Consider the following 25,896-nt stretch of genomic DNA (forward strand, 5'->3'; position numbering starts at 1 on the left):
GCGCGCGGCACGACTTGGCCATAGTGGATGTTGAAGCCGTGGGCGAAAGCGACGGTGGCGCCTTGCTTGGCGAACGGTGCGACGTTTTCGGCGTAGACCTGGCCGATGTTTTCGTCGGGCAGCAGGATCATGATGACGTCGGCGTCCTTGACGGCGTCGTTCACTTCAGCGACCTTCAGGCCGGCCTTCTCGGCCTTGGACCAGGAAGCGCCGCCCTTGCGCAGGCCGACGGTGACCTTCACACCCGAATCCTTCAGGTTCAGCGCGTGAGCGTGACCTTGCGAACCGTAACCGATGATGGTCACGTTCTTGTTCTTGATCAGGGACAGGTCTGCGTCTTTGTCGTAGAAAACTTTCATGATTTTTCCTATATTCCGAATAGCTCGAATTGAATGTATGTATGTGTGATGGGTACTGCCTGGCGCGGTCGATCAGATCTTCAGGATCCGTTCGCCGCGACCGATGCCGGAGCCGCCGGTACGGACCGTTTCCAGGATCGCAGTGCGGTCCAGGGCGTCGATGAAGGCGTCCAGCTTGCTCTTGGCGCCGGTCAGCTCGATCGTGTAGGTCTTCTCGGTGACATCGATGATGCGGCCACGGAAGATATCCGCAGTACGCTTCATCTCTTCCCGTTCCTTGCCCACTGCGCGCACCTTGATCAGCATCAGTTCGCGCTCGATGTGCGCGCCTTCCGTCAGATCGACGACCTTCACCACCTCGATCAGGCGGTTCAGGTGTTTGGTGATCTGTTCGATCACATCGTCCGAACCGGAGGTCACGATGGTCATGCGTGACAGGGTCGGGTCTTCGGTGGGTGCAACGGTGAGCGTTTCGATGTTGTAGCCGCGTGCGGAGAACAGACCCACAACACGGGACAATGCGCCGGCTTCGTTTTCCAGCAGCACAGAAATGATATGGCGCATGATTAGAGATCCTCCGAACCCAGCAACATTTCAGTCAAACCCTTGCCCGCCTTGACCATGGGCCAGACGTTCTCGGTTTGATCCGTGATGAAGTTCATGAAGACCAGCCTGTCTTTCATGGCGAAGGCTTCGCGCAGCGCGCCGTCGACATCGCCCGGTTTCTCGATTTTCATGCCGACGTGGCCGTAGGACTCCGCCAGCTTGTTGAAGTCCGGCAGCGAATCCATGTAGGACTCCGAATAGCGCGAACCGTAGTCGATCTGCTGCCACTGGCGCACCATGCCCAGGAAGCGGTTGTTCAACAGGATGATCTTGGGGGTCAGGTGATACTGCTTGCAGGTCGCCAGCTCCTGGATGCACATCTGGATCGACGCTTCGCCGGTGATGCAGGCCACGGTCGCATCGGGGTTGGCCATCTGCACGCCCATGGCGTACGGCAGGCCTACGCCCATGGTGCCCAGGCCACCGGAGTTGATCCAGCGACGCGGCTTGTCGAAGCCGTAGTATTGCGCGGCCCACATCTGGTGCTGGCCGACGTCGGAGGTGATGAAGGCGTCACCCTTGGTGACTTCCCACACCTTCTGCACCACGGATTGCGGCTTGATGAATTCGTCCGAGGTAGCGAACTTGAGGCAATCACGCTTGCGCCACTCGTTGATCTGCTTCCACCAGTTGTCCAGCGCCGCGCCGTTCTGGCGGGTCTCGGCGGCATCCAGCTGGGCCAGCATTTCCTGCAGCACGTCCTTGACGTTGCCCACGATGGGGATGTCGACCTTGACGCGCTTGGAAATCGACGACGGGTCGATATCGATATGAATGATCTTGCGGGCGTTCGAGGCGAAATGCTTCGGATTGCCGATCACACGGTCGTCGAAACGGGCACCGATGGCGATGAGCACGTCGCAGTGCTGCATGGCCATGTTGGCTTCATAGGTGCCGTGCATGCCGGGCATGCCCACGAACTTGTCGCTGGACGAACGATAGGCGCCCAGGCCCATCAGGGTGTTGGTACAGGGATAGCCCAGGCGATCGACCAGCTTGTTCAACTCGGGCGAGGCATTGGCCAGGATGATGCCGCCACCGGTATAGATCATCGGACGCTCGGCCGACAGCAGCAGCTGCAGTGCCTTGCGGATCTGGCCCGAGTGGCCCTTGTCGACCGGCTTGTAGGAACGCATTTCCACCGCCTTCGGATACTCGTAGGCGCAGGTATGCATGGTGATGTCCTTCGGGATATCGACCAGCACGGGGCCGGGACGGCCGGTGGTGGCGATATAGAAGGCCTTCTTGACGGTTTCCGCCAGGTCCTTCACATCCTTCACGAGGAAGTTGTGCTTCACGCAGGGGCGGGTGATACCGACGGTGTCGCACTCCTGGAACGCGTCCTGACCGATGGCGGTCGACGGCACCTGGCCGGAGATCACCACCATGGGGATGGAGTCCATGTAGGCCGTGGCCAGGCCGGTGACGGCATTGGTCACACCGGGGCCGGAGGTGACGATGGCCACGCCGACCCGTTGCGAGCTACGCGAATACGCGTCCGCAGCGTGCACGGCAGCCTGTTCGTGACGAACCAGGATGTGCTGGAATTTGTCTTGCTTGAAGATTGCGTCGTAGATATAGAGGACGGCGCCACCAGGATAGCCGAAGACGTGTTCAACACCCTCTTCAGCCAGGCAACGGACGAGTATATCCGCGCCGGTGAGTTGCTCAGCACTCATGCTGCTTCCTTTCAAGGTCCATTGGAAATTGATCGGATGTTCTCTCCTGACGGAATCGCATTCGTCGTCTTGCCGGCAGCATCCCTTTATTGTGCGGTCACGCCGTTTCTGCGCTCCAACCGTAGTGGAGTTTGAAACGCCGCTCAACGCGACTCGTTCAGCCTTGGTACAAGTTCGACTCTTACTGATTCCTCGCGCTTGTGGCACGGGTTAGAACAAACAAGCTTTAAACCTATAAAGCATTTCCTGCACCGGCACGACCTTATGTGAAGCACCGGCAAGGAACAAAAACGCCCCAGATGTGGGAGGCGGGAAACAGGACAGTAATGCGTTGCATCATTTTGGTCAAGCTAATTCAGATGGAATGGCGGCGAAATGATGGCCAGCACTCGCGTTTGTGGCGCCGCGCGGGGATAAACTTCAGGACAAAGACAGCCAACTTTGCTAGCATTCGGTCTGCTTTTTGACGATTTCTTGCATTTTTCGCATTTCGGCTGGCCAGACATGAACCTCTTTGCCCGTGTTGGCCGGCAACCCATCCGGCACACCGTATTGCATGGCAACTGACAAAGAACTCTCCGATTTTCTTGAAAGTGTCGAACGCCGCGCCTTCAAACAGGCGGTGTATGCCGTGCGCAAGGACGAAGCCGCGTTGGACATCGTTCAGGATGCGATGATCAAGCTGGCCGAGAAATACGGCGACAAACCGGTCGGCGAATTGCCGATGCTGTTCCAGCGCATCCTGCAAAACACCATCCATGACTTCTTCCGCCGCGAAAAGGTGCGCAACACCTGGGTGAGCCTGTTCTCCAGCTTTGGCGGCAACCACAGTGATGGCGACGGCCCGGACGACTTCGACGTCCTGGAAAGCCTGGAATCGGAAGACGGCTCCGAAGCCGCCGAATCCAGCGCCGACAAGGTCGAGCGCGAGCAGACCCTGAACCTGATCGATGCCGAAATACAAAAGCTGCCTACGCGTCAACGGGAAGCATTCCTGATGCGTTATTGGCAGGACATGGACGTGGCGGAAACGGCCGCCGCCATGGGTTGCTCCGAAGGTAGCGTAAAAACCCATTGCTCCCGCGCAACTCACGCGCTGGCTCAAGCTCTAAGAGCCAAAGGAATCTCATTATGAAGAACAAGGAAATGCAATTCGCCTACAAGGTGAAGCTGGCGCTTGACGCCAATCTGGACAACCTGACCGACGACACACTGCAAAGCCTGGCTGCTGCACGCCGGGTCGCGCTGGCACGCAAGAAACACACGCCCATGACCGTGCGCGTGGAACAGCCCGTGCTGGCAGGCGCCTTCGGCGGCGGCATGCTGCATCAGGAAAGCCCGTCCTGGTGGAACCGCCTGGGAGTGGCTGCGCCGCTGCTGGTGGGCATCATCCTCTTTGCCGGCATCTATCAGCACGAGAACGCCAAGCGCGTCTCCTACCTGGCCGACATCGATGCGGCCGTGCTCTCCGACGAGCTGCCGCTGTCGGCTTACCTGGACCATGGTTTCAACGCCTTCCTGGCAGAAAAGGGACAATAGAACGATGCGCAAGACCACCGGCACTCCCGTCAACGCCTACGCCCGCCTTTCGCGCATCGCGCTGGCGCTGGCCGTGCTGGCCGGTGGATTGAGCTGCGCCTGGACCGTGGCGCAGAACACGCAGACCGTCGCACCCGCTGCCACCCCGGCATCGCCACCTGTGGCCAGCCCCGCCAACGCTGGCGCCGCAGCAACGCCGGCAGCACCGGCTGCAGCTGCATCAGCTGCGACTACAGCAGGCACCTCCCATCCCGCCAAGTCCGCCACCAAAACCGCCGCCCGCAAGTCCGAGAGCAAGCTGGCCTGGGCCAATCTCTCGCAAGCCCAGCACGAAGCACTGGAACCGCTGACCGGCGAGTGGCCGCGCATGAGCGAGCTGCAGAAGGAAAAATGGCTGGAAATCGGCAAGCGTTACGCCAAAATGAAGCCGGAAGAGCAACAGCGCCTGCATGAACGCATGCGCGACTGGGTCAAGCTGACCCCGGCACAGCGCAGCGCCGCCCGCACCAACTACGCCCGTGCCAAGAAGCTCGATGCGGAAGAAAAGCACGAGCAGTGGACCAAGTACCAACAATTGTCCGAAGAGCAGAAAAAGAAGCTCGCCGAAGCCAAGCTGCCGCGCCGCGTTGCCAAGCTGCCAACCACGCCTTCGGCCGCTGCACCCACCATCCAGCTTCCAGCCGAGGCACTGGATAGGCCGCTGCCTGTCGTCCCGGCCCCAAGCCCGGCCGCAGCACCTGCTCCGGCCCTGGTCCCAGGCTCGCAAGCCGCGCCGGTGCCGGCCCTGACACCCACTGCGGCGGCTCCGACCACGGTGGCCATCAGTGCCGCTGCGACCGCGCCAGCCGTGACGGCTGCAACGAACACGACGGCTGACAGCAAGTAAGCCCGCCATTCGGCCTGGTCCGATCATCCAGCCAGGTTCACCCCGTTCGTCGCCCCTCTGCTCCCCCGGCGTTTCCAACGCTTTCGCGCTCGACGCAAGTCGCCACTCCACCACCTTTCCCACCTTGCGCTGGCTCAAGTCAGCGCATAGGCAAGCCGGCCCGATTGCTTTACCATCTGCGGGCCGTGCCAGCGGCATGCATGCCCGCGATCTGGAGAGTGACCGAACCCCATCACCAACCCTCCCTGCGGCCACCACACCAACAACCAGGACCGAACCAGGACCATGACGGATTTCACCACGCCCTCCCTGCGCCGCCGCCTCAGCAGCATGCTGTATGAATCGATGCTGCTGTTCGGCGTGCTGTTCATGTCCGGCTGGCTGTTCTCCACCCTGCTGCAACAGCGCCACGCACTCTACCTTCGTCATGGCCTCGAAGCCTGGCTGTTCCTGGTGCTGGCGGTCTATTTCATCTGGTTCTGGACCCACGGCGGGCAGACCCTGGCGATGAAGACCTGGCGCTTCAGGGTCGTCGATCGCCAGGGGCAGCCGGTTGGGCTCTGGCGCGCGACGCTGCGTTTCCTGCTGGCCTGGCTATGGATATTGCCGGGACTGGCACTGGCCTCGCTGGCACGCGGACAACACTGGCTGCTGGTCCTGATCCCGGCGGCCAACCTGCTTCTCTGGGCGCTGACCAGCAGAGTCGATCGGCAAGGCCAGTTCCTGCACGACCGCCTCGCCGGCACACGCCTGGTCGACATCACCCCACCGCTGAAAGCGCCCCTGCAGCAAGCCGACGCCAAGTCATGAAGCGGACATGAGCGCAACGCAGCGCTCTGTTATGCTCTCGGGCGACCGCATGCGCCTGCATGCCCGCCCACCCGATCGCCCCGGACGCCAGCCCGCATGATTTCACGCATCTCCAGAACCCTGCTCCTCATCCAGTTCGGCATTGCGATCCTGTTCTACCTCCTGCTGCGGCATTTCGAGTGGCCTATCGTGGCAGCCGCCCTGGGCGGCCTCCTCATCGTCCTGCTGCTGCGCGCGCAGATCACCGCCAACAGCTTCTTCCTGACCTGGCCGTATCGCGGCCGCACCTCCAACCCGGTGGAAATCAGCTGGCTGCAGGTCGGCACCCTGTTCCTGCGGGAGTTCCGCGCAACCATGCTGTGCTCCTCCTGGGCCATGCCCTTCCTGCGTTTCGACCAGTTCAGCTATCCCGACACGACCTCGCTGCCGGTCCTGCTGATCCACGGCTATGGCTGCAACAGCGGCTACTGGCGCTGGATGAGCCTGGAGCTGCGCCAGGCCCACATCACCCACTATGCATTGGACATGGAGCCGGTCTTCGGCAGCATCGACGAGTACGCGCCGCTGGTGCATGCCGCCGTGCAACGCGTGCTGGCCGAGACCGGCCAGAAAAAGATCGTCATCGTCGCCCACAGCATGGGCGGACTGGCCGCCCGCGCCTACCTGCGCGACCACGGCTGCGACCGCGTGGCCCGCGTGATCACCCTGGGCTCGCCCCACCACGGCACGGCCATCGCCAACTTCGGCATCGGCATCAATTGCGGGGAAATGAACTGGCTGGGCCGCTACGAAGAAGGCCGCAGCAGCGAATGGCTGCAAAAGCTGGCCGCCACCGAAGAAGCGGATGCCCTCTCGCACATCGTCTCGATCTACTCCCATCACGACAACATCATCTCGCCGCAGAGCTCGGCCCACCTGGAGGGGGCCTGGAACATCCCGGTCATCGGCATCGGCCACGTCGCACTGGCGCTGGAGCCCTCCATCCAGAAGATGGTGATCGACCTGATCCACAACGCTCGCGATTAACCTTCAGAATGAACAATGCCGTCCGGCAAAGGCGGGACGGCATTGTAATCATGACGGGCATCAGCCCGGCTGCAAGGCACCTACTTCTTGCTAGCGTCCTGCAGCTTCTGACCGGCCTGCTCCATCTTTTCGCCGGTCTTCTGCGCCAGATCCTTGGCACCTTCCTTGGTCTTTTCGTAGGCTTCCTTGGCCTCGACCTTGGCCTGATCCAGCGCGCCATCGAGCTTGGAGCCGGACTCGCTGGTCTGGTCCTTGGCCTGGCCGGTCACCTCGTCAAGCTTCTTGCCGGCGTCCTGCACGGCGCCATCGATCTTCTTGCCCAGGGCCTCGGCCGGACCCGGCTCCTCCTTCTTCTGGCAGGCCGCCAGCAGGGAAATGGCGGCAACGCTCACGACCACACCGGCCAACAGTTTGGACATCTTGTTCATGTTGTCATCCTTTCCATTCATATAATCGATTCCGAAAGGTCGGAATTCGGGGAAGACGATAGCACAACAGCAAGCCCCGGCCCGCTGTCGCGAAAATTGCTTACATTTCTTGCAAATCCGTCGATCATCGCGAAAGATCGGTGAACATCAGCATTTCCTCGTCCGAAAAGCCGGCCGCCCGCCTGGCCTCCAGATTGAACGGCCCACGCAGGGGTGGCGCCTTGTGGCGCAGGCACAACTGCGCGAAGGTTGCCACCGGGTCCAGCTGGCGCTGTTCGCACAACCAGTTGAACCAGCGATTGCCAATCAGCACATGGCCCACCTCGTCGCGCATGATGATGTCCAGGATCTCCGCCGCCGCCAGGTCGCCCGCCTGCGCCAGCTTGGCACGTACCGGCGGTGCCGCGTCCAGCCCACGGGCTTCCAGCGTACGCGGCACCAGCGCGATGCGCGCCAGGACATCGCCCTTGGTCGATTCCGCCATGTCCCACAAGGCATTGTGGGCAGTGAAATCACCATAGGAATAGCCAAGAGTCTTCAGATGGTCGGCCAACAAACTGAAGTGATAGGCCTCTTCATCGGCGACCTGCATCCAGTCTGCGTAGAAATCGCGGGGCATGCCGGGAAAGCGCCAGACCGCGTCCAGCGCCAGGTTGATGGCATTGAACTCGATATGCGCCAGGGCATGGATCAGCGCCGCCCGGCCCTCGGGCGTGCCCATGGAACGATGCTTCACCTCCAGCGGCGATACCAGTTCCGGCCGCGCCGGACGGCCCGGGATGCCACTGCCCTCGTCCAGCGCTGCCAGATCCTCCTGCTCCAGAGGCAGTTCGCCCGCCGACCACGCGGCCCGCAGGCTGCGCACTGCGCCGCACTTCATATCCGGACGGGTTTCCTTCAGGCAAGACAGGGCGGCACGACGCAGGCCGGTGAATGAAAAGACTTCATCTGGGGAAGAGGGCTGATCCAAGGAACTGACTTTCAGGGAAGGTAAAATACGCGGTTGAGGACGCCGAACTTGTCTCCATATGAAGACAAGTTCACCGCAAGGCAAGGCACCACATACCGACCAGCAGGTAACGAGGAGACAATTTTATTATGGCGATCTACCAATTGGAGCAGGACACCCCCGAAATCCACGATACCGCCTACGTGGCCGAGTCGTCCACCGTGGTGGGCAAGGTGAAGATGGAGGCGCATTCCAGCGTCTGGTTCAACGTGGCCATCCGTGGCGACAATGAACTCATCACCATCGGCGAGAACAGCAATGTGCAGGAAGGGGCTGTGCTGCATACCGATGTGGGGTATCCGATGGTGATCGGCAAGAATGTCACCATCGGCCATCAGGCCATGCTGCACGGCTGCACCATCGGCGAAGGCGCGCTGATCGGCATCCAGGCGGTGGTGCTCAATGGCGCCAGGATCGGCAAGAACTGCCTGGTCGGCGCCGGCGCGCTGGTGACCGAGGGCAAGGAGTTCCCCGACAACTCGCTGATCATCGGCACCCCCGCCAAGGCGGTTCGCCAGTTGAGTGAAGAAGATATCGCGCGCATGCACGCCGGCACGGACAGCTATGTCCAGCGCGCGCAACAGTTCAAGGCCAAGCTCAAGCGCATCGCCTGAGCCGCCAAGCAAAGGAAACAATGAAAGACACGCTGCAAAAATTCCTGGTCGACAACGCTCCCGTGCGGGGCGAGCTGGTCGAAATCTCCGACACCTGGCGCCAGGTCCAGGCCCGCCGCGACTATCCGGTCGCGGTACGCACGCTGCTGGGCGAGATGCTGGCGGCGTCCGCCCTGCTCTCGGCCAACCTGAAGTTCAATGGCATGATCGTCATGCAGATCCACGGCGATGGTCCGGTCAAGCTGCTGGTGGTGGAGTGCGACTCCGAACTGCAACTGCGCGCCACCGCCAAGCTGGCCGACGATGCGCAGATCGCCGACGACGCCACCCTGACCGACCTGGTCAACGCCAATGGGGATGGCCGCTTCGTCATCACCCTTGATCCCAAGGACAAGCTGCCGGGTCAGCAAGCCTACCAGGGCGTGGTGCCGCTGGATGGCGACAGCGTGGCTACCGTGATCGAAAACTACATGCTGCGTTCCGAGCAACTGGACACCAAGCTCTGGCTGGCCGCCGACGAACACGTCTCACGCGGCCTGCTGCTGCAAAAGCTGCCTACCATCGGCGGCACCGCCGCCCCCACCGCCAAGCCTGAGGGTGAGCTGGAAGCCTGGAACCACATGGTCATGCTGGGCGACACCTTGCGGCGCGAGGAATTGCTCTCCACCGACATCGCCACGCTGATGCACCGCCTGTTCTGGGAACAGAACATCCGCGTCTTCGACCCCGTACATCCGCAATTCCACTGCTCCTGCTCGCGCGAGAAGGTCGGCAACATGCTGAAGATGCTGGGCCAGGAGGAAATCGCCGAAGCACTGACGCAGATGGAGAAGCTGGCCATCGACTGCGATTTCTGCGGGCAGCACTATGAGTTCGATGCGGTGGATTGTGCGCAACTGTTCGTGGCTGATGTAAGTGGCGCGAGCGAGGCGGGAGAGGTTCGCCATTAAGGAGGCAGGCTACCCGGGAAAGGGCCGAATTTATTCGGGAATGTTCAGCAAATCGGCACGGGTAGCCACTTCAGCTGACCGGCACGGCACTGTCGCTGATGGAACGCGCTTATAATCGCCGGATGCCTTCCCCTATCCGCCCTTTCTCTGAATATTCTCGTCTGGCCCGCGACCGCGCCCCGGAGGCGATGGGTCCTCAAGACGAGAATGAACAGCGCTTGCAGGCCTTGATCCATGAAGGTCTGCAAGCCGGCCCCGCGATCAATGTTGGTATCGACGACCTCGCGGACCAGCTTCGCGCTCGTATCCACGCACGCTCCGCCAAAGCTCGTTGACGACTCGCTGACGATTTCGCGTGCGCATCAGCCTGACTCTAAGTCCCGTCGCGAAACGCGACATTCTGGATATCTCCGACTATTACGCTGACGTTTCCCTCGCCTTGGCGGAACGCTTTGTCGAAGAACTTCAACGCAGCCTGCATGGCCTCACCCAGCACCCCGACAAGGGCTCCCGACGATACGCACACCTCTTGCCAGATCGCTCGCTGCGCACGTGGCCGCTCGATCGCTTCCCCTATCTGCTGTTCTATCGTTCACACGATGAAACACTCAAGCTGCTGCGGGTACTGCATGAAAGGCGAGCGCTCACCCGCAAGCTGATGAAGCATTAGGGCCTGCCGGAAGCAAACGCCGAACGGGATCACTCCTGATCCGGCACCAGCAGCGCCATCTGCTGCGCATCCAGGTAAGTCCACTCCCCCTCCTCCAGCCCCAGCGCCTCCAGTTGCAAGCCACCGATGGCGACCCGGGACAGGGCGCTGCAATGATTGCCGGCGGCAGCCAGCATGCGCTTGACCTGATGGTATTTGCCCTGCTCCAGCACGATCTCCAGCAGGTTCTCGCCCAGTTGGCGGCAGCGGGTGGCGGCCAGTGGCGCCGGTTCGTCGTGCAGTTGCACGCCCGCCTTCAGTTGGTCGATCAGCGCCTGTGTCACCGGCTCCGCGGTGGTGGCCGCATACACCTTGGGAACGTGGCGCTTGGGTGAGGATTGGGCGTGGATGAAGGCGCCATCGTCGGACATGAGCAACAGCCCGGTGGTGTCGTGATCCAGCCGCCCCACCGGTTGCACATCGCGCCAGGTGAACTGCTCCGGCAGCAAGGTCAACACGCCCGGATGATGGCTGGGCTTGCGTGAGCACTCGATGTTGGGCGGCTTGTTGATGGCGATGTAGACGTGCTCGCGGTATTCCCACTCTTCCTCGAAGATGGTCAGCACCAGCCCGGTGGTATCTGGCGTGGCCCGGTAATCGTCCACCACTTCACCACCGATCGAGACTTCACCATCCTCGATCAGTTCACGACAATACTTGCGCGAACCGAAACCCTGCGATTGCAGGATGCGGTCCAGGGTCAGCTTGGCCATGTCAGCCTTCTCCTTGTTCGTTCTGTCCGGACTTGCCGGCCTTGGCCTGCTTGGGTTCCAGGATCTGGCGGGCGATACCGCGCAGAATGTTGACCTCTTCGGTCTCCAGCTGGGCGCGCGAGAACATGCGCTTCAAGCGCGGCATCAGTTTCTTGGGATTGTCGGGATTGAGGAAATCGATGGACACCAGCGCCTGTTCCAGGTGGGCAAACATCCCCTCGATCTCGGCCACGCTGGCACTCTGGCCATGGAACCCGACCTCGCCCGGCGCGCGCGCATCGCCGCTGGTCTGCATCGGCCCGCCCTGCACCTCCAGCTCTGTCATGCGGCACTCGTAGGCCAGCACCTGCACCGCCTGCGCCAGGTTCAGCGAGGAATAGTCGGGATTGGCCGGGATGTTCAACAACGCCTGGCACTTCTGCACCACCTCGTTGGGCAGGCCAAAGCGCTCATTGCCGAACAGCAGCGCGGCGTTGAGCCCGGTATCGCGTGACAGCTGGCCGGCCAGCTCGCGGGGGGAGACCACCGGCGGCGAAAACTCGCGCAACCGGGCGCTGACGGCGGCGGCGAAGTTGCAGCCTTGCAACGCTTCTTCGACACTGCCGACGACGCGTGCATTTTGCAACACATCCAGTGCGCCACTGGCGAAGGCAATGGCTTCATCTTCCTTGACCGCGTCCGGAAAGCGTGGATTGACCAGCACCAGCTCCGAAAAGCCCATGGTCTTGATGGCCCGCGCCGCCGAGCCGATATTGCCCGGACTGCTGGTATTGACCAGAACGAAACGCAAACGGCTGAAAAGAGATTGTCCTGACACTTGCTTGTTCATTTAAAATAGCGGGATTCGCGCCCCAGGATAGGATATTGGCAAAACGTCAATATTGCAGCAACAGATCAAACCCAGGTTGGCTCAGGTTGATCGATTTGCGCCCCGGACTGCATGGCAAACCCGCAAGCATAACAGCCGCGGGTGGCGCAACGCTCATTAATTTCATCGTCGCACTGGTTTGACTGCCGGGTTTCGCCTGGCCAGCTGTTCCGCAAGCTTGACGCGGGAGGCCGGCCCGTCGGCCATGGCGACGATGAGCAACGCAGCCATCGTCAACGGTGGCCGCAATTTTAACGGAACCATCGGAATGATCATCCCACCCATGCTCAACACGGCGATCAAGGCAGCTCGCCGCGCCGCCACCATCATCAACCGCGCGTCCTTCGACGTGTCGCTGCTGAAAGTCTCCAAGAAGTCGCACAACGACTTCGTCACCGAAGTGGACAAGGCCGCCGAGGATGCCATCATCGACGTGCTCAAGAACGCCTACCCTGACCACGCCATCCTGGCCGAGGAATCCGGTGCTTCCGACAACCTGCACGATGAAAACGAAAACGTCTGGATCATCGATCCGCTGGACGGCACCACCAACTTCATCCACGGCTTCCCGCAATACTGCGTCTCGATCGCCCTGCAACAGCGCGGCATCATCACCCAGGCGGTGGTCTACGACCCTACCCGCAACGACCTGTTCACCGCCTCCAAGGGCGCGGGTGCCTACCTGAACGAAAAGCGCATCCGCGTGGGCAAGCGCGACAAGATCGCTGACGCCCTGATCGGCACCGGCTTCCCCTTCCGCGACCTGGACGGCCTGAACGAATACGTCACCATGTTCAAGGTCATGACCGAGCACAGCGCCGGCCTGCGCCGCCCGGGCGCTGCCGCCCTGGACCTGGCCTATGTCGCCGCCGGCCGCCTGGACGGCTTCTTCGAGAAGGGCCTCAAGCCCTGGGACATCGCCGCCGGCTCCCTGCTGGTGACCGAAGCGGGCGGTATCGTGGGCACCTTCAAGGGCGACTCCGACTACCTCTACAAGGGCGACGTCATCGCCGGCAGCCCGAAGATCTTCGCGCAACAGGTCAACCTGCTGTCCGAATTTGCCTGATCCTTAACTTTTGCTTAAGCTCGTCTCGTGATCACACCCCGGTAGCCGCACTGGCATTGCTGCTATAGTGCCGCTACCGGCGATGACCGAGGAGACGACATGACCACCCTGCCTGACGCAGCCACGCTGCCCCAGTCCAGTCCTTCCGCCTGCGCCTTGCCGGCGGGCTACCACAGCGTCACTCCCTACCTGATCGTGCAGGCTTCCTCCGAGGCCATCGCGTTCTACGGCCGTGCCTTCGGCGCCGTGGAAGTCATGCGCCTGGACGGTCCCCACGGCAAGGTCTGGCACGCCGAAATCCAGATCGGCGATGCCCGCGTGATGCTGGCCGACGAACATCCCGAACTGGGCTTCCTGAGCCCGCAGACGCTGGGCGGTGCGGGCGTGAGCCTGCTGGTCTACGTGGCCGACGTCGATGCCGTCTTCAGCCAGGCGATGGCCGCCGGTGCCGTGCAATTGCGACCGGTGCAGAACCAGTTCTACGGCGACCGCTCCGGCACCCTGCGTGATCCCTTCGGCCACGTCTGGTCGATTGCCACCCACATCGAAGACCTCAGCAACGAAGAAATCTGCGCGCGCTCGCGCGAACTGCTGGCGCGCCGCTGCAAGAAGCTGGTCGATCACAACAACTGAACCCTGCCGCACATCTCCACCCTCCCCACCATGCCCTTTGCCCTGAGCGACAACCGCAAGATCCACTACCAGGTCGAGGGTGAAGGCCCGCCCCTGCTGTTGCACCACGGCTTTACCAGCAGCCTGGAAGCCTGGCGCTTCTTCGGCTTCACCCCGGTGTTGCGCCAGCATTACCAGGTCATCATGTTCGATGCCCTGGGCCATGGCCAGAGCGACAAACCGCACGAAACCGCCGCCTACACCCAGCTGCAGCGCTGCCGCGACGCCGTGGCCGTGCTGGACGCCCTGCAGATCGAGCGCGCGCATTTCTTCGGCTACTCGCTGGGCGGCTGGGTCGGCTACGGGCTGGTACGCCATGCGCCACAGCGCCTGCGCAGCCTCATCCTGGGCGCCGCCCATCCGTATGAAGACCGCAGCTGGGAGGGCTTCCATGGTATCGACGGCCGCGACCCCGAGGCCTTCATCGCCACCTTCGAAGCCCTGCTGGACGAACAGATTTCGCCCCAGGTGAAGATGCTCATCCGCGCCAACGACCTGGTGGCCCTGGCCGCCGCCGCCCAGCAACCGCGTCCCTCGCAGCAAGACCTGCTGGCACGGATGGACCTGCCCTGCCTGCTCTTCTGTGGCGACGCCGATGCGCGCCATGCCGCCGTCGAGCGCACTGCGGCCTTGTTGCCACAGGCAGAATTTGTCAGCCTGCCCGGGGTCACGCATTTCGGTGGATTGATGCGAAGCGCGCTGGTACTGCCTCCCGTGCAATCCTTCCTGGCCCGGCAGCACGGATGAGCTGCCCGCATCCGCATGCAAAATAAATCACGTCGCCCGCAGACTGCGCTGTTATACTGCGGCCTGCGCGGCGTATAGCCAGTCAAGTCCGCGCCCTCCTCAAGTTCCAACCCGTTTGCCTGCGACTGGCGCCCGTACGGGGCCACAGGCCAAACCCATTTTCAGAGTCTCATGTCATTTTCCGCGCTCGGCTTGTCCGACGAAATCGTTCGTGCCGTTTCCGAACAAGGCTATACCTCCCCCACCCCGATCCAGGCCCAAGCCGTCCCCGCCGTGCTCTCCGGTGGCGACCTGCTGGCCGGCGCCCAGACCGGCACCGGCAAGACCGCCGGCTTCACCCTGCCGCTGCTGCAACGCCTGTCGGCCATGCCGCGCAACAAGATCAACGGTCATCTGCCGATCCGCGCCCTGATCCTGGCCCCCACCCGCGAACTGGCGGCCCAGGTCGAGGAAAGCGTGCGCCAGTACGGCAAGTACCTGCCGCTGACCTCGGCCTGCATCTTCGGTGGTGTCGGCATCAATCCGCAAATCACGCTGTTGAAGCGTGGCGTCGATATCCTGGTCGCCACCCCCGGCCGCCTGCTGGACCACATGCAGCAAGGCACCGTGAACCTGCAGCACATCCAGATCCTGGTGCTGGACGAAGCCGACCGCATGCTGGACATGGGCTTCATCCGCGACATCCGCAAGGTGCTCGCCGCCCTGCCGCCCAAGCGCCAGAACCTGCTGTTCTCGGCCACCTTCGCCGACGAGATCAAGAAGCTGGCCGACAGCCTGCTGAACAACCCGGCCCTGATCGAAGTGGCCCGCCGCAACTCCACCGTGGAAGTGATCGCGCAGAAGATCCACCCGGTCGACCGCGACAAGAAGCACCCCATGCTGGCGCACCTGATCAAGACCCACCAGTGGAAGCAGGTGCTGGTCTTCACCCGCACCAAGCACGGCGCCAACAAGCTGGTCGAGCAACTGGCCCGCGACGGCATCACCGCCATGGCGATCCACGGCAACAAGAGCCAGTCGGCTCGCACCAAGGCCCTGGCCGAGTTCAAGGACGGCAAGCTGACCGCCCTGATCGCCACCGACATCGCTGCCCGCGGCATCGACATCGACCAGTTACCGCACGTGGTCAACTATGACCTGCCCAACGTGCCGGAAGACTACGTCCACCGCATCGGCCGTACCGGCCGCGCCGGCGCCACCGGCGAAGCCGTGTCGCTGGTCTGCGTGGACGAGCGCGACCTGCTGCACGATATCGAGCGCTTCATCAAGCGCGAAATCCCGGTGGAAGTGATCGCCGGTTTCGAACCGGACCCGACCGCCAAGCCGCAACCGATCCAGCTGCGCAGCGGCCAGGGTCGTCACCAGAACGCTGGTGGCGGACGTGGCGGTCAACGCAATGCACCGCGCAAGCCGGCTGCAGCCGGTAATGGTCATGGCAATGGCGGCGCCAAGCCGGCCAATGCCGGTGGTGGCGCAGCACAGCAGGCCAAGCCGCGTAATCCTGGCAATGGCAATGCGGCGCGTGGCCAGGGCCGTCCCCAGGGCGGCCAGGCTGGCAACGGCGGCGGCAATGGGGGTGGCAACGGTGGCAATGGCGGCAACAACGCCAATCGCGCCCCCCGCCCGGCCAATGCGCAACCGCGCAGCCAGGGTCAGCAACGCCAGAATGGCCCGCGTCCGTCCGCGCTCACACATGGCGGCCAACGCGCCAGCGGCAAGTAAGCCGGTCGCGGCACGTCGATTCGATCAGAGGAAAGGGAAGATATGGCAGTTTCCGTCGTCAAGGCCGATCTCGACAATGCAGCCCACGCGGCCGCACTGTTCGAGACCCTCAACGCCTATGCCTGCGACGCCATGGGCGGCGGACAGGCCCTGTCGGACTATGTACGCCAGAACCTGGCGGCGGAACTGAAGAAACGTTCCACCGCCCATGTCTTCCTGGCCTTCGACGGCGACACCCCCGCTGGCCTTGCCACCTGTATCGAAGGGTTCTCGACCTTTTCCTGCAAGCCCCTGCTGAACCTGCATGACCTGGCCGTGATGCCGGCCTATCGCGGCCGGGGCGTGGCCCGGCAGTTGCTGGCCAGCGTGGAACAGCAGGCCCGCGCACTGGGCTGCTGCAAGCTCACGCTGGAAGTCCTGGAAGGCAATACGGTGGCCCGTTCGCTGTATCGCGCCAGCGGCTTTGAAGGCTATGAATTGAAGGCCGAGACCGGCAAGGCGATGTTCATGCAGAAACTGCTGGACTGAGCCTGCGCCTGCCCGCACATCACAACGCCCGCATCATCGATGCGGGCGTTGTCTTTTGAAGCGCCGATTTGAAGAACCGGTGACGCACTCAGCAGCGATACCCCGGCCCCTGCTCCTGCACCAGCCGCAAGGCCGCCTCCCAGGCCAGGTCGATGATGCCGCTGGCCTGGTCGTTGTCGAACTGGCGTGCGGCACGCAGGCGCACTTCCTCCGCCGGCAGGTGCAAGGCTGCCCCGCCCGCTTGCGCCGCCACCTGCGCCTGGCAGGCCCGTTCCAGGAAATAGATTTCGTGGAAGGCCGCCGCCACCGACTCTCCCGCCGCCAGCAAGCCATGGTTGCGCAGGATCATGGCCTTGTGCGACCCCAGCGCTGCCACCAGCCGCTCCCGCTCTTCGGTATCGAGGGCGATGCCTTCGTACTCGTGATAGGCCAGCTTGCCGTAGAACTTGAGCGCATGCTGGCTGATCGGCAGCAGCCCGTCACGCTGGGCCGAGACCGCGATCCCGGCCGTGGTATGCGTGTGGATCACGCAATGCAGGTCCGGCCGCGCCTGGTGTACCGCCGAATGGATCACGAAGCCGGCGCGATTGACCCGCTGCGCTGGCGCGGCAGTGCTGCCCATCTGCACCGCCTGCCCCTGGGCATCCACCTTGACCAGATCGGAAGCGCGCATCTCGTGGAACAGCACGCCATAGCGATTGATCAGGAAGTGACCAGCCTGCCCCGGCACCCGCGCCGAGATGTGCGTATCGATCAGGTCGGTCATGCGGAAATGCGCCAGCAGCCGGTACAGCGCCGACAGTTCGCAGCGCGCCTGCCACTCCGCATCCTCGGCCCCCGTCAGGCCCAGCCGGCGGGCGGCGGCCTGCTCGGTTTCATCAAACTCTAAGCCCGCCATGACTCACTTGCCCTGGTTGAGCGCGGCCGGCATGGCGCTGCCTTGCAGCTTGTACTTGGCCAGCAGCTTGTCGTAGGTCCCGTTGGCCTGCAGGCGCTTCAGGGCCTCCAGCACGGCGTCGCGCAGGCCCGGTTCGCTCTTGGAGACCGGAATGCCGGTCTCCTGCGCAAACAGCGGCTGCCCCAGCAGGACATAGGTATTGGGTTCCATGCCCTGGAAGTAAGGCAGGGTCTCGCTGCCCTGGACCGCCACATCGATGCGGCCGGTCTTCAACTGGGTGCGCGCATCCACCGAGCCTTCGGTACCGATCACGGTGATGGCCGGCTTGCCCTTGGCTTCACAGTTATCCTTGCTCCAGCCGGCGATCTGGCCCGGCCAGTTGGTATTGCGGCTGGCACCGACCTTGGTGCCGCAGACGTCGGCGATACCCTTGATGCGGGCCGCATTGGCCTGCAGGGTGAAGAATTGCGGGCCGGTCTTCATGTAGTCGATGAAGTCGGCCACCTTCTGGCGTTCGGCCGTGTCGCTGATGGCCACCATGGCGATGTCGGCGCGGCCGGTGGTGAGCGAACTGAAGACCTGGGCGAAGGCGGTTTCCTGGTACTCCACCTTCAGGCCCAGTTCCTTGGCGATGGCCGCCCCGAGGTCGATGTCCAGCCCCATCAGCTCGCCGGTGGCCGGGTCCTTGTAGGCGATGGGCGGGTAGTTGGCCTGCGAGGCGATGACCAGCTTGCCGGCCTTCTTGATGCGATCCGGCAGATCGGCCGCGTGTGCGCCGCTGGCGGCCAGGGTGACGGTGGCGGCCAACGTAGCCAGGCCCAACATGGTCTTGTGTTTCAGCTTCACGGGATTCCCCTTTCTGGTTGAGTTCTGCAATGCCGCATCAGGCCAGGATGGCCGCGATGAATTCCTGGGTACGTCGGTGCTGCGGGCGCGCCAGCACTTCACCGGGGGTGCCGGCCTCGATCACCTGGCCGCCATCCATGAACACCACCCGGTTGGACACTTCACGTGCAAAGCCCAGCTCGTGCGTGACCACGATCATGGTCATGCCGCTTTTGGCCAGATCCTTCATCACCGCCAGCACTTCGCCGACCAGTTCCGGGTCCAGCGCCGAGGTCGGCTCGTCGAACAGCATCAGCTTGGGCCGCATGGCCAGTGCGCGGGCGATCGCCACGCGCTGCTGCTGGCCACCGGAAAGTTCAGAGGGATAGGCATCGGCCTTGCCGGCCAGACCCACCCGGGCCAGCAGGGCCAGCGCCTCTTCCTTCACTTCGGCACGACGGCGCTTCTGCACCACCACCGGGCCTTCCATGATGTTCTGCAGCGCCTTCATATGGGCGAACAGGTTGAAGCGCTGGAACACCATGCCGCTGGCCAGGCGCTGGCGGGCGATCTCGCCGTCGGACAGCTCGATCAACTGGTCGCCACGGCGGCGATAGCCCAGCAATTCGCCGCCGACCCAGATGGCCCCGCCATCGATGCTTTCCAGCTGGTTGATGCAGCGCAGGAAGGTACTCTTGCCCGAACCCGAGGGACCGACGATGCAGGTCACGGCACCGGCCTCGACCTCCAGGTTCACGCCCTTAAGCGCGTGGAAGCCGCCATAGTATTTCTGGACCTCATGGGCCACGATCATGGGTGTGCTCATCCTGTGGCTCCCTGTGCACCAGCCGCACGGGTACGTGCCCGGGCGCGGCGCTCGCGGGCAAATACCTGCTCCAGGAAATGCTGGCCGATGGAAAACACCGTCACCACCGCCAGGTACCAGACGGTCGCCACGATCAGCAGTTCGATCACGCGGGCATTGGCGAAATAGATGGTCTGGGCGTTGTGCAGGATTTCGGAAAACTGGATCACGCTGGCCACCGAAGTCAGCTTGATCATGCTGATCACCTCATTGCCCACCGGCGGGATGATCACCCGCATGGCCTGCGGCAGCACGATGCGGCGCAAGGCGGTCAGGCGCGTCATGCCAATCGCCTTGGCGGCCTCGGTCTGGCCATTGTCCACCGCCAGGATGCCGCCGCGCACCACCTCGGCGGTATAGGCACCCTGCCCGATGCCCAGTCCCAGCAGGCTGGCCACGAAGGGCGTGATGATGTCCACCGTGCGCGCCTCGAACCAGCCGGGAATGCCCATGGTCGGGAACACCAGCGCCAGGTTGAACCACAGCAGCATCTGCAGCAGCAGGGGCGTGCCCCGGAAGAACCAGATGTAGAAGGTCGCCACCGCCTTGAGCAGCTTGTTGGGCGACATCACCATCACCGCGAAGACCACGCCCAGCACGATGCCCACCACCATCGCATAGATGGTCATGAGGATGGTGTTCAGGAGCCCCTGCAGGATCACCTTGGCCGTCATGAACTTGGCCACCACCGCCCACTCGATCTGGCCATGGGCGAAGGCGTGTACCACGAAGCCCAGCGCCAGCAGGATCAGCGCGGCCGACAGCCAGCGTCCGTAGTAGCGGCGCGGTACCACCTTGAGGTGGTCGATGGCATAGGGAGAGATGGTGCTCATGCTGTCGCTCCCGCTGTTGTTACCACTGCTGATGGCAACACCGCCTGCTGCGTCCACTGGCGCTGCTCCGCCACGGTGGCCTGCAATCTTTCCAGCTGAGCCTGCACCTGCAGCGGTGCGGTACCGCCATGGCCGCTACGCGCCGCCACAGCGGCCTCGGGCGTGAGAACCGTTCGTACTTCTGGCAACAGATGTGAACTAATGACTTTCAACTCTGCATCGCTCAACTGGTGCAGCTCCACTCCGCGCTCTTCGCAGGCGCGCACCATGGCACCGGTGATCTCGTGCGCCTGGGCGAACGGCACACCGCGACGCGAGAGCCAGTCCGCCACCTCGGTGGCGAGGGTGAAGCCCTGGGTGGCATCGGCGCGCATGCGCTCCTTGTTCACCTGCAGCGTACGCATCATGCCGGCCATGGCGGGCAAGACCATGTGCAGCACATCGATGGCCTCGAAGGCCGAATACTTGTCCTCCGACAGATCGCGATTGTAGGAAAACGGCAGCCCCTTCAGGGCCACCAGCATGTCCATCAGCAGCGAGATCAGACGGGCCGAACGGCCGCGGGTGAGTTCGGCGATATCGGGGTTCTTCTTCTGCGGCATGATGGAACTGCCGGTGGAGAAGGCATCGTCCAGTTCCACCCAGCGGAACTGGCGCGACACCCACAGCGTGACTTCTTCCGACAGGCGCGAGAGATGCGTCCCCAGCATGGCGCAGACGAACAGGAATTCGGCCACGTGATCACGGCTGCCGACGGCATCGATGGAGTTTTCACAAGGACCGTCATAGCCCAGCTCGGCGGCCGAGATCGCCGGATGCAGGGCGATGGCCGACCCCGCCATGGCCGCCGCGCCCAGCGGCGAATAGGCGGCGCGCCGATCCCAGTCAATCAGGCGCGAGATGTCGCGACTGAAGGTCTGCGCATGGGCCAGCAACTGGTGCGCAAACACCACCGGCTGCGCCGCCTGCAGATGGGTGAAGCCGGGCACCAGCGTATCGAGATGCTGGCCGGCCTGGTGCGTCAGGGCGTCCTGCAGGTCCAGCAGCAAGGCGCCGATGGCGCGTGCCTGCTCGCGCAAATAGAGCTTGAGGTTGTTGGCGGCCTGGTCATTGCGCGAACGGCCGGCACGCAGCTTGGCGCCGGTCGGGCCGAGCGCCTCCACCAGCACGCGCTCCATGAAGGTATGCACGTCTTCGTCGCCTGCGGTGGGCCGCACGGCGCCACTGGCGATGGCGGCATCGAGTTCGCCGAGCTTGGCGACGATGGCGTTGCATTCGGCCTCGGTCAGCAGCCCGGCCAGGCGCAACTGGCGCGCATGGGCCTGGGACGAGACGATGTCGAAACGGGTCAGCCGGAAATGATCCAGGCCGCCCCGCGAGAGTGTCATCAGGGCCGGGTCGGGTGGCGAACGGAAACGCGCGCCCCAGAGGCGGGTATCAGTCATGCTGCTTCCTTCTCATGCGGTAGTGGCGGGGTGATGCAATGGGTTGCAGTATCGGGCGCGCAATCAGGCACGATATCAGGCACGATATTTCACACCCGGGAAGACACAGAGCATTTCGTATGCCAGGTTGGCCGCCACCAGCGCCGTGGTGCCGGCCTGGTCATAGGGTGGCGAGACCTCGACCACATCGGCCGAGACGATGTCCAGCCCCTTGCAGCCACGGATGATTTCCATCCCCTGCTGCACCGTGAGCCCGCCGATTTCCGGCGTGCCGGTGCCGGGCGCGAAGGCCGGATCGAGGCCATCGATATCGAAGGTGAGATAGACCGGCCCATCACCCATCTGCGCGCGCACCTCTTCCATCAGCGGCGCCAGCGAGCGATGCCAGCACTCCTCGGCCTGCACCACGCGGAAACCCTGGGCGCGGCACCAGTCGAAATCGTCGGCGTGGTAGCCCGTGCCACGCAGGCCGATCTGCACCACCCGCCTGGGGTCCAGCAGGCCCTCTTCGAAGGCGCGCCGGAAGGGTGTGCCGTGGGCGATCTTCTCGCCGTTCATGGTGTCGTTGACGTCGGCATGGGCGTCCACATGGATCAGCCCGACCGGGCCGCGATGACGCGCCATGGCCCGCAGGATGGGCAGCGTCAGCGTATGGTCGCCGCCCAGACTGATGGTCTTGCAGCCGGTGGCATAGATGGCGTCATAGGCCTCCTCGATCATGCGCACCGAATCCAGCAGGCTGTAGGGATTCAAGGCCACGTCGCCGAGATCGGCCACCTTCAGCGAATCGAAGGGCGCGGCCCGGGTAGCCATGTTGTAGGGGCGCAGCAGCACCGATTCGGTGCGGATCTGGCGCGGACCGAAACGCGTGCCGGAGCGGTTGGAAGTGCCGATATCCAGCGGCACGCCGACGAATCCGACGTCCAGGCCAGCGGGATTTTCCACATGTGGCAGCCGCATCATGGTGGCAATCCCCCCAAAACGGGGCATCACATTACCCCCGAGGGGCTGATATAGTGCATGTTCCATCGATGCTTATCCTTGTATCGCCAATGAGCTTGAATGCATTCTAGCGAGCCAGGATTAGCGAAAATATACCGATGTGGCGACGTTTACATCGATTTCCATCAATGTAAGAATGCGGTCTCCCCCCCCGACTTCGCCGCCCTCGCCGCCCGCCCACTCATCATGCTCAACAATGTCTTCGATCTGGACCTGCGGCTGATCCGCGTCTTCCTGGCGGTGGTGGATTCGCATGGGGTGTCGGCGGCGCAGGCCAAGCTCAATGTCGGCCAGTCCACCATCAGCGCCCAGTTGAACACGCTGGAGACGCGCCTGGGCTTTCGCCTCTGCGAGCGCGGCCGGGCCGGTTTCAAGCTCACCGCCAAGGGCGAGAAGTTTGCCGATTCGGCGCGCCGCATGATGGATGCGCTCTCCGAGTTCGGCATGGAAGCCCGCAATCTCGACAAGCGCCTGGTCGGCACCCTCTCCATCGGCTTGATCGGCCACACCCCGGCCCACCACAACACCCGGCTCTCGGACGTGATCCGCCAGTTCCGCCAGCGTGATGAAGCGGTGCGCATCGAACTGCTGGTGCGCACGCCCAGCGAGCTGGAAGAGATGCTCCTGAACGGCAGCATCCAGATCGCCATCGGCTACTTCTGGCGCCGCGTCACCGCCCTGCAGTACACGCAGCTGATGCTGGAGCGTCAGGTGGCCTACTGCGCCCCGCCCCACCCGCTGTTCGACCAGCCCGGCGAGATAGCCCCGGAACAGGCCGCGCAACACGCCTGGGCCTGGCGCGACTACCCGGTGCCACCCGGCCATGTGCCCATCCACCGACGCAACATCATGGCCGTGACCGGCAATATGGAAGCCATGTCCATCCTCATCCTCTCCGGCCAGCACCTGGGTTACCTGCCCGAGGAGATGGGGCGCGAGTATGTCGCCCGCGGGCAGATGCGGGCCCTGAACCGGACCGAGCTGTCCTATGAGGTTGGCATCAGCGTGGTCACCAATCGCAGCAGCGTGAGCGAACCCATCGTGGCAGCCTTCCTGGAAGACTTGAAGGCGGCACAGTAAAAGTGAATCAGGACGCAAAAAAGGGCAATGCCTACGCATTGCCCTTGAGCGATGTTGATACGGAGTCTCTCCGAACCGGCCCTTCGATACGACGCTATCGCGTCTACTCAGGGCGAACGGAGCCTATGCACTGCCGTCCCGTCACCACCGACCGTTCGACCTGAGTAGCGCCGCAGGCGCGTATCGAAGGCGCAGCGGCGCTTCCGTTCTTGGCGCGCTACACCACGATCAAGCCGCCATGGCCATCCCGCGCGACTTGCCCGAGCTGAGATAGCTGGCGATCGAATCCTGGGTCACTTCGCCCAGGTAGCTGCCATCGTTGGCGATCACCGGCATCCAGCTGGTGCTGTGCTTGTACATCTTGGAGAGCACCACGCGCAGGTTTTCATCCGGGGCGGCGTTCATGGTGAAGGGACGGACCATGTCCTCGGCCACGCCGGTATTGCCGCGCACATCACGGCGGGTCAGGTAGCCCAGGGCGCGGTTCTCGGCATCGATGATGGTCAGATAGCGCGAATCCTGGTCATCCATCAGCGCCAGGGCCTGGTCGCAGGACACATCCGGCTGCGCCGTGGCCGGGGTGGTGGCGGCCTCGCCGGCACGCACCAGCAGCAGGCGCTTCAAGGTGTGATCCTGGCCGACGAAGGCGCCCACGAAATCATCCTTGGGACGGGCCAGCAAGGTATCGGGATTGTCGAACTGCACCAGCTTGCCGGCGCGGAAGACGGCCACCTTGTCGCCCAGCTTGATGGCTTCGTCGATGTCGTGGCTGACCATGATGACGGTCTTGTTCAACTGCCGCTGCATCTGGAAGAACTCGTTCTGGATCGATTCACGGTTGATCGGATCGACCGCGCCGAAGGGTTCATCCATCAGCAGCACCGGGGCGTCCGCCGCCAGGGCGCGGATGACGCCGATGCGCTGCTGCTGGCCGCCGGACAATTCGCGCGGATAGCGCCTGAGGAATTTCTTCGGGTCCAGCGCCACCATGGCCATCAGCTCGGTGGCACGTTCGTGGCAGCGCTTCTTGTCCCAGCCCAGGAGGCGCGGGACGATGGTGATGTTTTCCTCGATGGTCATGTTGGGGAACAGGCCGATCTGCTGGATCACGTAGCCGATATGGCGGCGCAGTTCGACTTCATCGATGCCGGAGGTGTCCTGACCGTTCAACAGCACGCGGCCCGAGGTCGGATTGATGAGGCGGTTGATCATCTTCAGGGTGGTGGTCTTGCCGCATCCCGAGGGGCCGAGGAAGACGCAGATTTCGCCTTCGGCCACCTTCAGGCTGACGGCATCCACCGCCTTGACCTGGGTGCCATCCTTTTGGGTGTAGGTCTTGCTCAGTTGGTCCAGTTCGATCATTTTTGAACTCCTTTCGGTGTCAGGATTTTCTGCAGTCGTTGCAGCAGGGTGTCGGCGATGATCGCAAGGACGCTGATCATCACGGCGCCGACCACGAGTTTTTGCATATTGCTCTGGCTGATGGCATGCAGGATCAGCACGCCCAGGCCGCCGGCGCCGATGACGGCGGCAATGGCCATCACGCCGATATTCATCACCACGGCGGTACGCACGCCGCCCAGGATCACCGGCACCGCCAGCGGCAGGTCCACCATGCGCAGGCGCTGCCAGAAGGTCATACCGATGCCGATGCCGGCCTCCTTGACGCCGGCCTCGATGTTTTCCAGCGCGAGGTAGGTGTTGCGCATGATCGGCAACAGCGAATACAGGAATACGGCGGTGATGGCCGGCAAGGGGCCGATGCCCGCGCCGAATTTGGAGAACACCGGGATCATCAGCCCGAACAGGGCGATGGAGGGCAGCGTCAGCACGATGGTCGCCAGGCCCATCAGCGGGCCGGCCAGCCAGCGCACGCGCACCACCAGGATGCCCAGCGGCACACCGAAGAGGATCGCCAGGCTGACCGCGATACCCACCAGCTTCAGGTGTTGCAGGGTCAGTTCAAGGATATTGGGCCAGTCCGATTGCAGGTATTGGAAGATGTTCATGGTGTCCT

Annotated in this window: 30 protein-coding genes; 15 read left to right on the forward strand and 15 right to left on the reverse strand. The window is 63.2% G+C overall.

Annotated features, from left to right (window positions below; genetic code table 11):
- The 3 genes from HWE04_RS14375 to HWE04_RS14385 form a co-directional block, all read right to left on the reverse strand.
- A partial coding sequence (locus HWE04_RS14375) for an NAD(P)-dependent oxidoreductase (protein ID WP_241812809.1) occupies positions 1-359 on the reverse strand: 359 nt, incomplete at its 3' end.
- Between the two features lie 72 nt (positions 360-431).
- Entirely contained in the window at positions 432-923 is a 492-nt protein-coding gene (gene ilvN, locus HWE04_RS14380; protein WP_006712888.1) for an acetolactate synthase small subunit, read from the reverse strand.
- A gap of 2 nt (positions 924-925) precedes the next feature.
- Positions 926-2,644 (reverse strand): acetolactate synthase 3 catalytic subunit, encoded by a 1,719-nt coding sequence (locus HWE04_RS14385; protein WP_077238202.1) that lies wholly within the window; start codon positions 2,642-2,644, stop codon positions 926-928.
- A 556-nt stretch (positions 2,645-3,200) separates the two neighbouring features.
- Here HWE04_RS14385 and HWE04_RS14390 point away from each other — a divergent pair.
- From HWE04_RS14390 to HWE04_RS14410, 5 genes are all read left to right on the forward strand, one after another.
- A complete protein-coding gene (locus HWE04_RS14390) occupies positions 3,201-3,779 on the forward strand; it encodes an RNA polymerase sigma factor (protein ID WP_006712884.1) in 579 nt (192 codons plus the stop codon).
- Entirely contained in the window at positions 3,776-4,183 is a 408-nt protein-coding gene (locus tag HWE04_RS14395) for a DUF3619 family protein (RefSeq protein ID WP_241812810.1), read from the forward strand. The genes HWE04_RS14390 and HWE04_RS14395 overlap by 4 nt, the downstream gene beginning before the upstream one ends.
- 4 nt (positions 4,184-4,187) lie before the next feature.
- Entirely contained in the window at positions 4,188-5,069 is an 882-nt protein-coding gene (locus HWE04_RS14400) for a DUF3106 domain-containing protein (RefSeq protein ID WP_241812811.1), read from the forward strand.
- 285 nt (positions 5,070-5,354) lie between these two features.
- On the forward strand, positions 5,355-5,879 hold the full coding sequence (locus HWE04_RS14405) for an RDD family protein (protein WP_241812812.1): 525 nt from the start codon (positions 5,355-5,357) through the stop codon (positions 5,877-5,879).
- Between the two features lie 96 nt (positions 5,880-5,975).
- Positions 5,976-6,905, forward strand: coding sequence for an alpha/beta fold hydrolase (locus HWE04_RS14410; RefSeq protein ID WP_241812813.1), 930 nt, complete (start codon positions 5,976-5,978; stop codon positions 6,903-6,905).
- Between the two features lie 80 nt (positions 6,906-6,985).
- On the opposite strand, the gene HWE04_RS14415 is transcribed toward HWE04_RS14410, so the two are convergent.
- Positions 6,986-7,333, reverse strand: a complete 348-nt coding sequence (locus tag HWE04_RS14415; protein ID WP_241812814.1) for a hypothetical protein — start codon at positions 7,331-7,333, stop codon at positions 6,986-6,988.
- Between the two features lie 124 nt (positions 7,334-7,457).
- Positions 7,458-8,303 (reverse strand): ferritin-like domain-containing protein, encoded by an 846-nt coding sequence (locus HWE04_RS14420; protein ID WP_241812815.1) that lies wholly within the window; start codon positions 8,301-8,303, stop codon positions 7,458-7,460.
- A 128-nt stretch (positions 8,304-8,431) separates the two neighbouring features.
- On the opposite strand from HWE04_RS14420, the gene HWE04_RS14425 reads away from it, so the two are divergent.
- From HWE04_RS14425 to HWE04_RS14440, 4 genes are all read left to right on the forward strand, one after another.
- Entirely contained in the window at positions 8,432-8,956 is a 525-nt protein-coding gene (locus HWE04_RS14425) for a gamma carbonic anhydrase family protein (RefSeq protein ID WP_006712877.1), read from the forward strand.
- A gap of 20 nt (positions 8,957-8,976) precedes the next feature.
- On the forward strand, positions 8,977-9,906 hold the full coding sequence (gene hslO / locus HWE04_RS14430; protein ID WP_077238207.1) for an Hsp33 family molecular chaperone HslO: 930 nt from the start codon (positions 8,977-8,979) through the stop codon (positions 9,904-9,906).
- 98 nt (positions 9,907-10,004) lie between these two features.
- Entirely contained in the window at positions 10,005-10,241 is a 237-nt protein-coding gene (locus HWE04_RS14435; protein ID WP_241812816.1) for a hypothetical protein, read from the forward strand.
- Between the two features lie 20 nt (positions 10,242-10,261).
- The gene (locus HWE04_RS14440) at positions 10,262-10,576 is read left to right on the forward strand and encodes a type II toxin-antitoxin system RelE/ParE family toxin (RefSeq protein ID WP_077238209.1); all 315 of its coding nucleotides are present in this window, start codon (positions 10,262-10,264) and stop codon (positions 10,574-10,576) included.
- Between the two features lie 29 nt (positions 10,577-10,605).
- Here the strand turns inward: HWE04_RS14440 and HWE04_RS14445 are convergent, their stop codons facing one another.
- Both HWE04_RS14445 and HWE04_RS14450 read right to left on the reverse strand, forming a co-directional pair.
- The gene (locus HWE04_RS14445) at positions 10,606-11,328 is read right to left on the reverse strand and encodes a pseudouridine synthase (RefSeq protein ID WP_241812817.1); all 723 of its coding nucleotides are present in this window, start codon (positions 11,326-11,328) and stop codon (positions 10,606-10,608) included.
- 1 nt (position 11,329) lies between these two features.
- Positions 11,330-12,157, reverse strand: a complete 828-nt coding sequence (locus HWE04_RS14450; protein WP_039876404.1) for an RNA methyltransferase — start codon at positions 12,155-12,157, stop codon at positions 11,330-11,332.
- 307 nt (positions 12,158-12,464) lie between these two features.
- Here HWE04_RS14450 and HWE04_RS14455 point away from each other — a divergent pair, with 307 nt between their 5' ends.
- The 5 genes from HWE04_RS14455 to HWE04_RS14475 all read left to right on the forward strand — a co-directional run bounded on the left by HWE04_RS14455 (position 12,465) and on the right by HWE04_RS14475 (position 16,931).
- Positions 12,465-13,262, forward strand: a complete 798-nt coding sequence (locus tag HWE04_RS14455; RefSeq protein ID WP_006712869.1) for an inositol monophosphatase family protein — start codon at positions 12,465-12,467, stop codon at positions 13,260-13,262.
- A 99-nt stretch (positions 13,263-13,361) separates the two neighbouring features.
- Positions 13,362-13,895 carry a VOC family protein gene (locus tag HWE04_RS14460; protein ID WP_241812818.1) on the forward strand — a complete coding sequence of 178 codons (534 nt, stop codon included), beginning with the start codon at positions 13,362-13,364 and terminating at the stop codon, positions 13,893-13,895.
- A gap of 30 nt (positions 13,896-13,925) precedes the next feature.
- Complete coding sequence (locus HWE04_RS14465) at positions 13,926-14,681, forward strand: alpha/beta fold hydrolase (RefSeq protein ID WP_241812819.1); 756 nt, start codon at positions 13,926-13,928, stop codon at positions 14,679-14,681.
- A gap of 171 nt (positions 14,682-14,852) precedes the next feature.
- Positions 14,853-16,403 carry a DEAD/DEAH box helicase gene (locus tag HWE04_RS14470; RefSeq protein ID WP_006464568.1) on the forward strand — a complete coding sequence of 517 codons (1,551 nt, stop codon included), beginning with the start codon at positions 14,853-14,855 and terminating at the stop codon, positions 16,401-16,403.
- Between the two features lie 42 nt (positions 16,404-16,445).
- Positions 16,446-16,931 carry a GNAT family N-acetyltransferase gene (locus HWE04_RS14475; RefSeq protein ID WP_241812820.1) on the forward strand — a complete coding sequence of 162 codons (486 nt, stop codon included), beginning with the start codon at positions 16,446-16,448 and terminating at the stop codon, positions 16,929-16,931.
- An 88-nt stretch (positions 16,932-17,019) separates the two neighbouring features.
- Here the strand turns inward: HWE04_RS14475 and HWE04_RS14480 are convergent, their stop codons facing one another.
- The 6 genes from HWE04_RS14480 to speB all read right to left on the reverse strand — a co-directional run bounded on the left by HWE04_RS14480 (position 17,020) and on the right by speB (position 22,826).
- The gene (locus HWE04_RS14480; RefSeq protein ID WP_241812821.1) at positions 17,020-17,829 is read right to left on the reverse strand and encodes a class II aldolase/adducin family protein; all 810 of its coding nucleotides are present in this window, start codon (positions 17,827-17,829) and stop codon (positions 17,020-17,022) included.
- Between the two features lie 3 nt (positions 17,830-17,832).
- On the reverse strand, positions 17,833-18,675 hold the full coding sequence (locus HWE04_RS14485; RefSeq protein ID WP_006464565.1) for an ABC transporter substrate-binding protein: 843 nt from the start codon (positions 18,673-18,675) through the stop codon (positions 17,833-17,835).
- Positions 18,676-18,712: 37 nt separating this feature from the next.
- On the reverse strand, positions 18,713-19,480 hold the full coding sequence (locus HWE04_RS14490) for an amino acid ABC transporter ATP-binding protein (protein WP_274620136.1): 768 nt from the start codon (positions 19,478-19,480) through the stop codon (positions 18,713-18,715).
- On the reverse strand, positions 19,477-20,352 hold the full coding sequence (locus tag HWE04_RS14495; RefSeq protein WP_102661536.1) for an amino acid ABC transporter permease: 876 nt from the start codon (positions 20,350-20,352) through the stop codon (positions 19,477-19,479). Before HWE04_RS14495 ends, HWE04_RS14490 begins: the two co-directional genes overlap by 4 nt.
- Complete coding sequence (gene argH, locus HWE04_RS14500) at positions 20,349-21,797, reverse strand: argininosuccinate lyase (protein WP_241812822.1); 1,449 nt, start codon at positions 21,795-21,797, stop codon at positions 20,349-20,351. The genes HWE04_RS14495 and argH overlap by 4 nt, the downstream gene beginning before the upstream one ends.
- Before the next feature lie 75 nt (positions 21,798-21,872).
- Positions 21,873-22,826: an agmatinase gene (gene speB / locus HWE04_RS14505; RefSeq protein WP_006464558.1), complete on the reverse strand. Its 954-nt coding sequence runs from the start codon at positions 22,824-22,826 to the stop codon at positions 21,873-21,875.
- Between the two features lie 159 nt (positions 22,827-22,985).
- On the opposite strand from speB, the gene HWE04_RS14510 reads away from it, so the two are divergent.
- A complete protein-coding gene (locus tag HWE04_RS14510; RefSeq protein ID WP_241812823.1) occupies positions 22,986-23,879 on the forward strand; it encodes a LysR family transcriptional regulator in 894 nt (297 codons plus the stop codon).
- A gap of 228 nt (positions 23,880-24,107) precedes the next feature.
- Here the strand turns inward: HWE04_RS14510 and HWE04_RS14515 are convergent, their stop codons facing one another.
- Together HWE04_RS14515 and HWE04_RS14520 are read right to left on the reverse strand one after the other, a co-directional pair.
- The gene (locus tag HWE04_RS14515) at positions 24,108-25,241 is read right to left on the reverse strand and encodes an ABC transporter ATP-binding protein (RefSeq protein WP_241812824.1); all 1,134 of its coding nucleotides are present in this window, start codon (positions 25,239-25,241) and stop codon (positions 24,108-24,110) included.
- A complete protein-coding gene (locus HWE04_RS14520) occupies positions 25,238-25,888 on the reverse strand; it encodes an ABC transporter permease (RefSeq protein ID WP_006464554.1) in 651 nt (216 codons plus the stop codon). The genes HWE04_RS14515 and HWE04_RS14520 overlap by 4 nt, the downstream gene beginning before the upstream one ends.
- Between the last annotated feature and the right edge of the window lie 8 nt (positions 25,889-25,896).

It is taken from the genome of Herbaspirillum sp. C7C2 (assembly GCF_022627865.1).
In the GTDB taxonomy this organism is placed as follows: domain Bacteria; phylum Pseudomonadota; class Gammaproteobacteria; order Burkholderiales; family Burkholderiaceae_D; genus Herbaspirillum; species Herbaspirillum frisingense.

Bases quoted from the DNA above. Each gene is read 5' to 3' on its own strand.
- HWE04_RS14515 (WP_241812824.1), bottom strand. From the start codon at position 25,241: ATGATCGAACTGGACCAACTGAGCAAGACCTACACCCAAAAGGATGGC.
- HWE04_RS14385 (WP_077238202.1), bottom strand. From the start codon at position 2,644: ATGAGTGCTGAGCAACTCACCGGCGCGGATATACTCGTCCGTTGCCTG.
- HWE04_RS14400 (WP_241812811.1), top strand. From the start codon at position 4,188: ATGCGCAAGACCACCGGCACTCCCGTCAACGCCTACGCCCGCCTTTCG.
- HWE04_RS14470 (WP_006464568.1), top strand. From the start codon at position 14,853: ATGTCATTTTCCGCGCTCGGCTTGTCCGACGAAATCGTTCGTGCCGTT.
- HWE04_RS14390 (WP_006712884.1), top strand. From the start codon at position 3,201: ATGGCAACTGACAAAGAACTCTCCGATTTTCTTGAAAGTGTCGAACGC.
- HWE04_RS14520 (WP_006464554.1), bottom strand. From the start codon at position 25,888: ATGAACATCTTCCAATACCTGCAATCGGACTGGCCCAATATCCTTGAA.
- HWE04_RS14435 (WP_241812816.1), top strand. From the start codon at position 10,005: ATGGAACGCGCTTATAATCGCCGGATGCCTTCCCCTATCCGCCCTTTC.
- HWE04_RS14510 (WP_241812823.1), top strand. From the start codon at position 22,986: ATGCTCAACAATGTCTTCGATCTGGACCTGCGGCTGATCCGCGTCTTC.
- speB (WP_006464558.1), bottom strand. From the start codon at position 22,826: ATGGAACATGCACTATATCAGCCCCTCGGGGGTAATGTGATGCCCCGT.
- HWE04_RS14445 (WP_241812817.1), bottom strand. From the start codon at position 11,328: ATGGCCAAGCTGACCCTGGACCGCATCCTGCAATCGCAGGGTTTCGGT.
- HWE04_RS14480 (WP_241812821.1), bottom strand. From the start codon at position 17,829: ATGGCGGGCTTAGAGTTTGATGAAACCGAGCAGGCCGCCGCCCGCCGG.
- HWE04_RS14395 (WP_241812810.1), top strand. From the start codon at position 3,776: ATGAAGAACAAGGAAATGCAATTCGCCTACAAGGTGAAGCTGGCGCTT.
- HWE04_RS14460 (WP_241812818.1), top strand. From the start codon at position 13,362: ATGACCACCCTGCCTGACGCAGCCACGCTGCCCCAGTCCAGTCCTTCC.
- HWE04_RS14450 (WP_039876404.1), bottom strand. From the start codon at position 12,157: ATGAACAAGCAAGTGTCAGGACAATCTCTTTTCAGCCGTTTGCGTTTC.
- HWE04_RS14455 (WP_006712869.1), top strand. From the start codon at position 12,465: ATGATCATCCCACCCATGCTCAACACGGCGATCAAGGCAGCTCGCCGC.
- HWE04_RS14410 (WP_241812813.1), top strand. From the start codon at position 5,976: ATGATTTCACGCATCTCCAGAACCCTGCTCCTCATCCAGTTCGGCATT.
- HWE04_RS14425 (WP_006712877.1), top strand. From the start codon at position 8,432: ATGGCGATCTACCAATTGGAGCAGGACACCCCCGAAATCCACGATACC.
- hslO (WP_077238207.1), top strand. From the start codon at position 8,977: ATGAAAGACACGCTGCAAAAATTCCTGGTCGACAACGCTCCCGTGCGG.
- HWE04_RS14495 (WP_102661536.1), bottom strand. From the start codon at position 20,352: ATGAGCACCATCTCTCCCTATGCCATCGACCACCTCAAGGTGGTACCG.
- ilvN (WP_006712888.1), bottom strand. From the start codon at position 923: ATGCGCCATATCATTTCTGTGCTGCTGGAAAACGAAGCCGGCGCATTG.
- HWE04_RS14415 (WP_241812814.1), bottom strand. From the start codon at position 7,333: ATGAACAAGATGTCCAAACTGTTGGCCGGTGTGGTCGTGAGCGTTGCC.
- argH (WP_241812822.1), bottom strand. From the start codon at position 21,797: ATGACTGATACCCGCCTCTGGGGCGCGCGTTTCCGTTCGCCACCCGAC.
- HWE04_RS14490 (WP_274620136.1), bottom strand. From the start codon at position 19,480: ATGAGCACACCCATGATCGTGGCCCATGAGGTCCAGAAATACTATGGC.
- HWE04_RS14405 (WP_241812812.1), top strand. From the start codon at position 5,355: ATGACGGATTTCACCACGCCCTCCCTGCGCCGCCGCCTCAGCAGCATG.
- HWE04_RS14475 (WP_241812820.1), top strand. From the start codon at position 16,446: ATGGCAGTTTCCGTCGTCAAGGCCGATCTCGACAATGCAGCCCACGCG.
- HWE04_RS14465 (WP_241812819.1), top strand. From the start codon at position 13,926: ATGCCCTTTGCCCTGAGCGACAACCGCAAGATCCACTACCAGGTCGAG.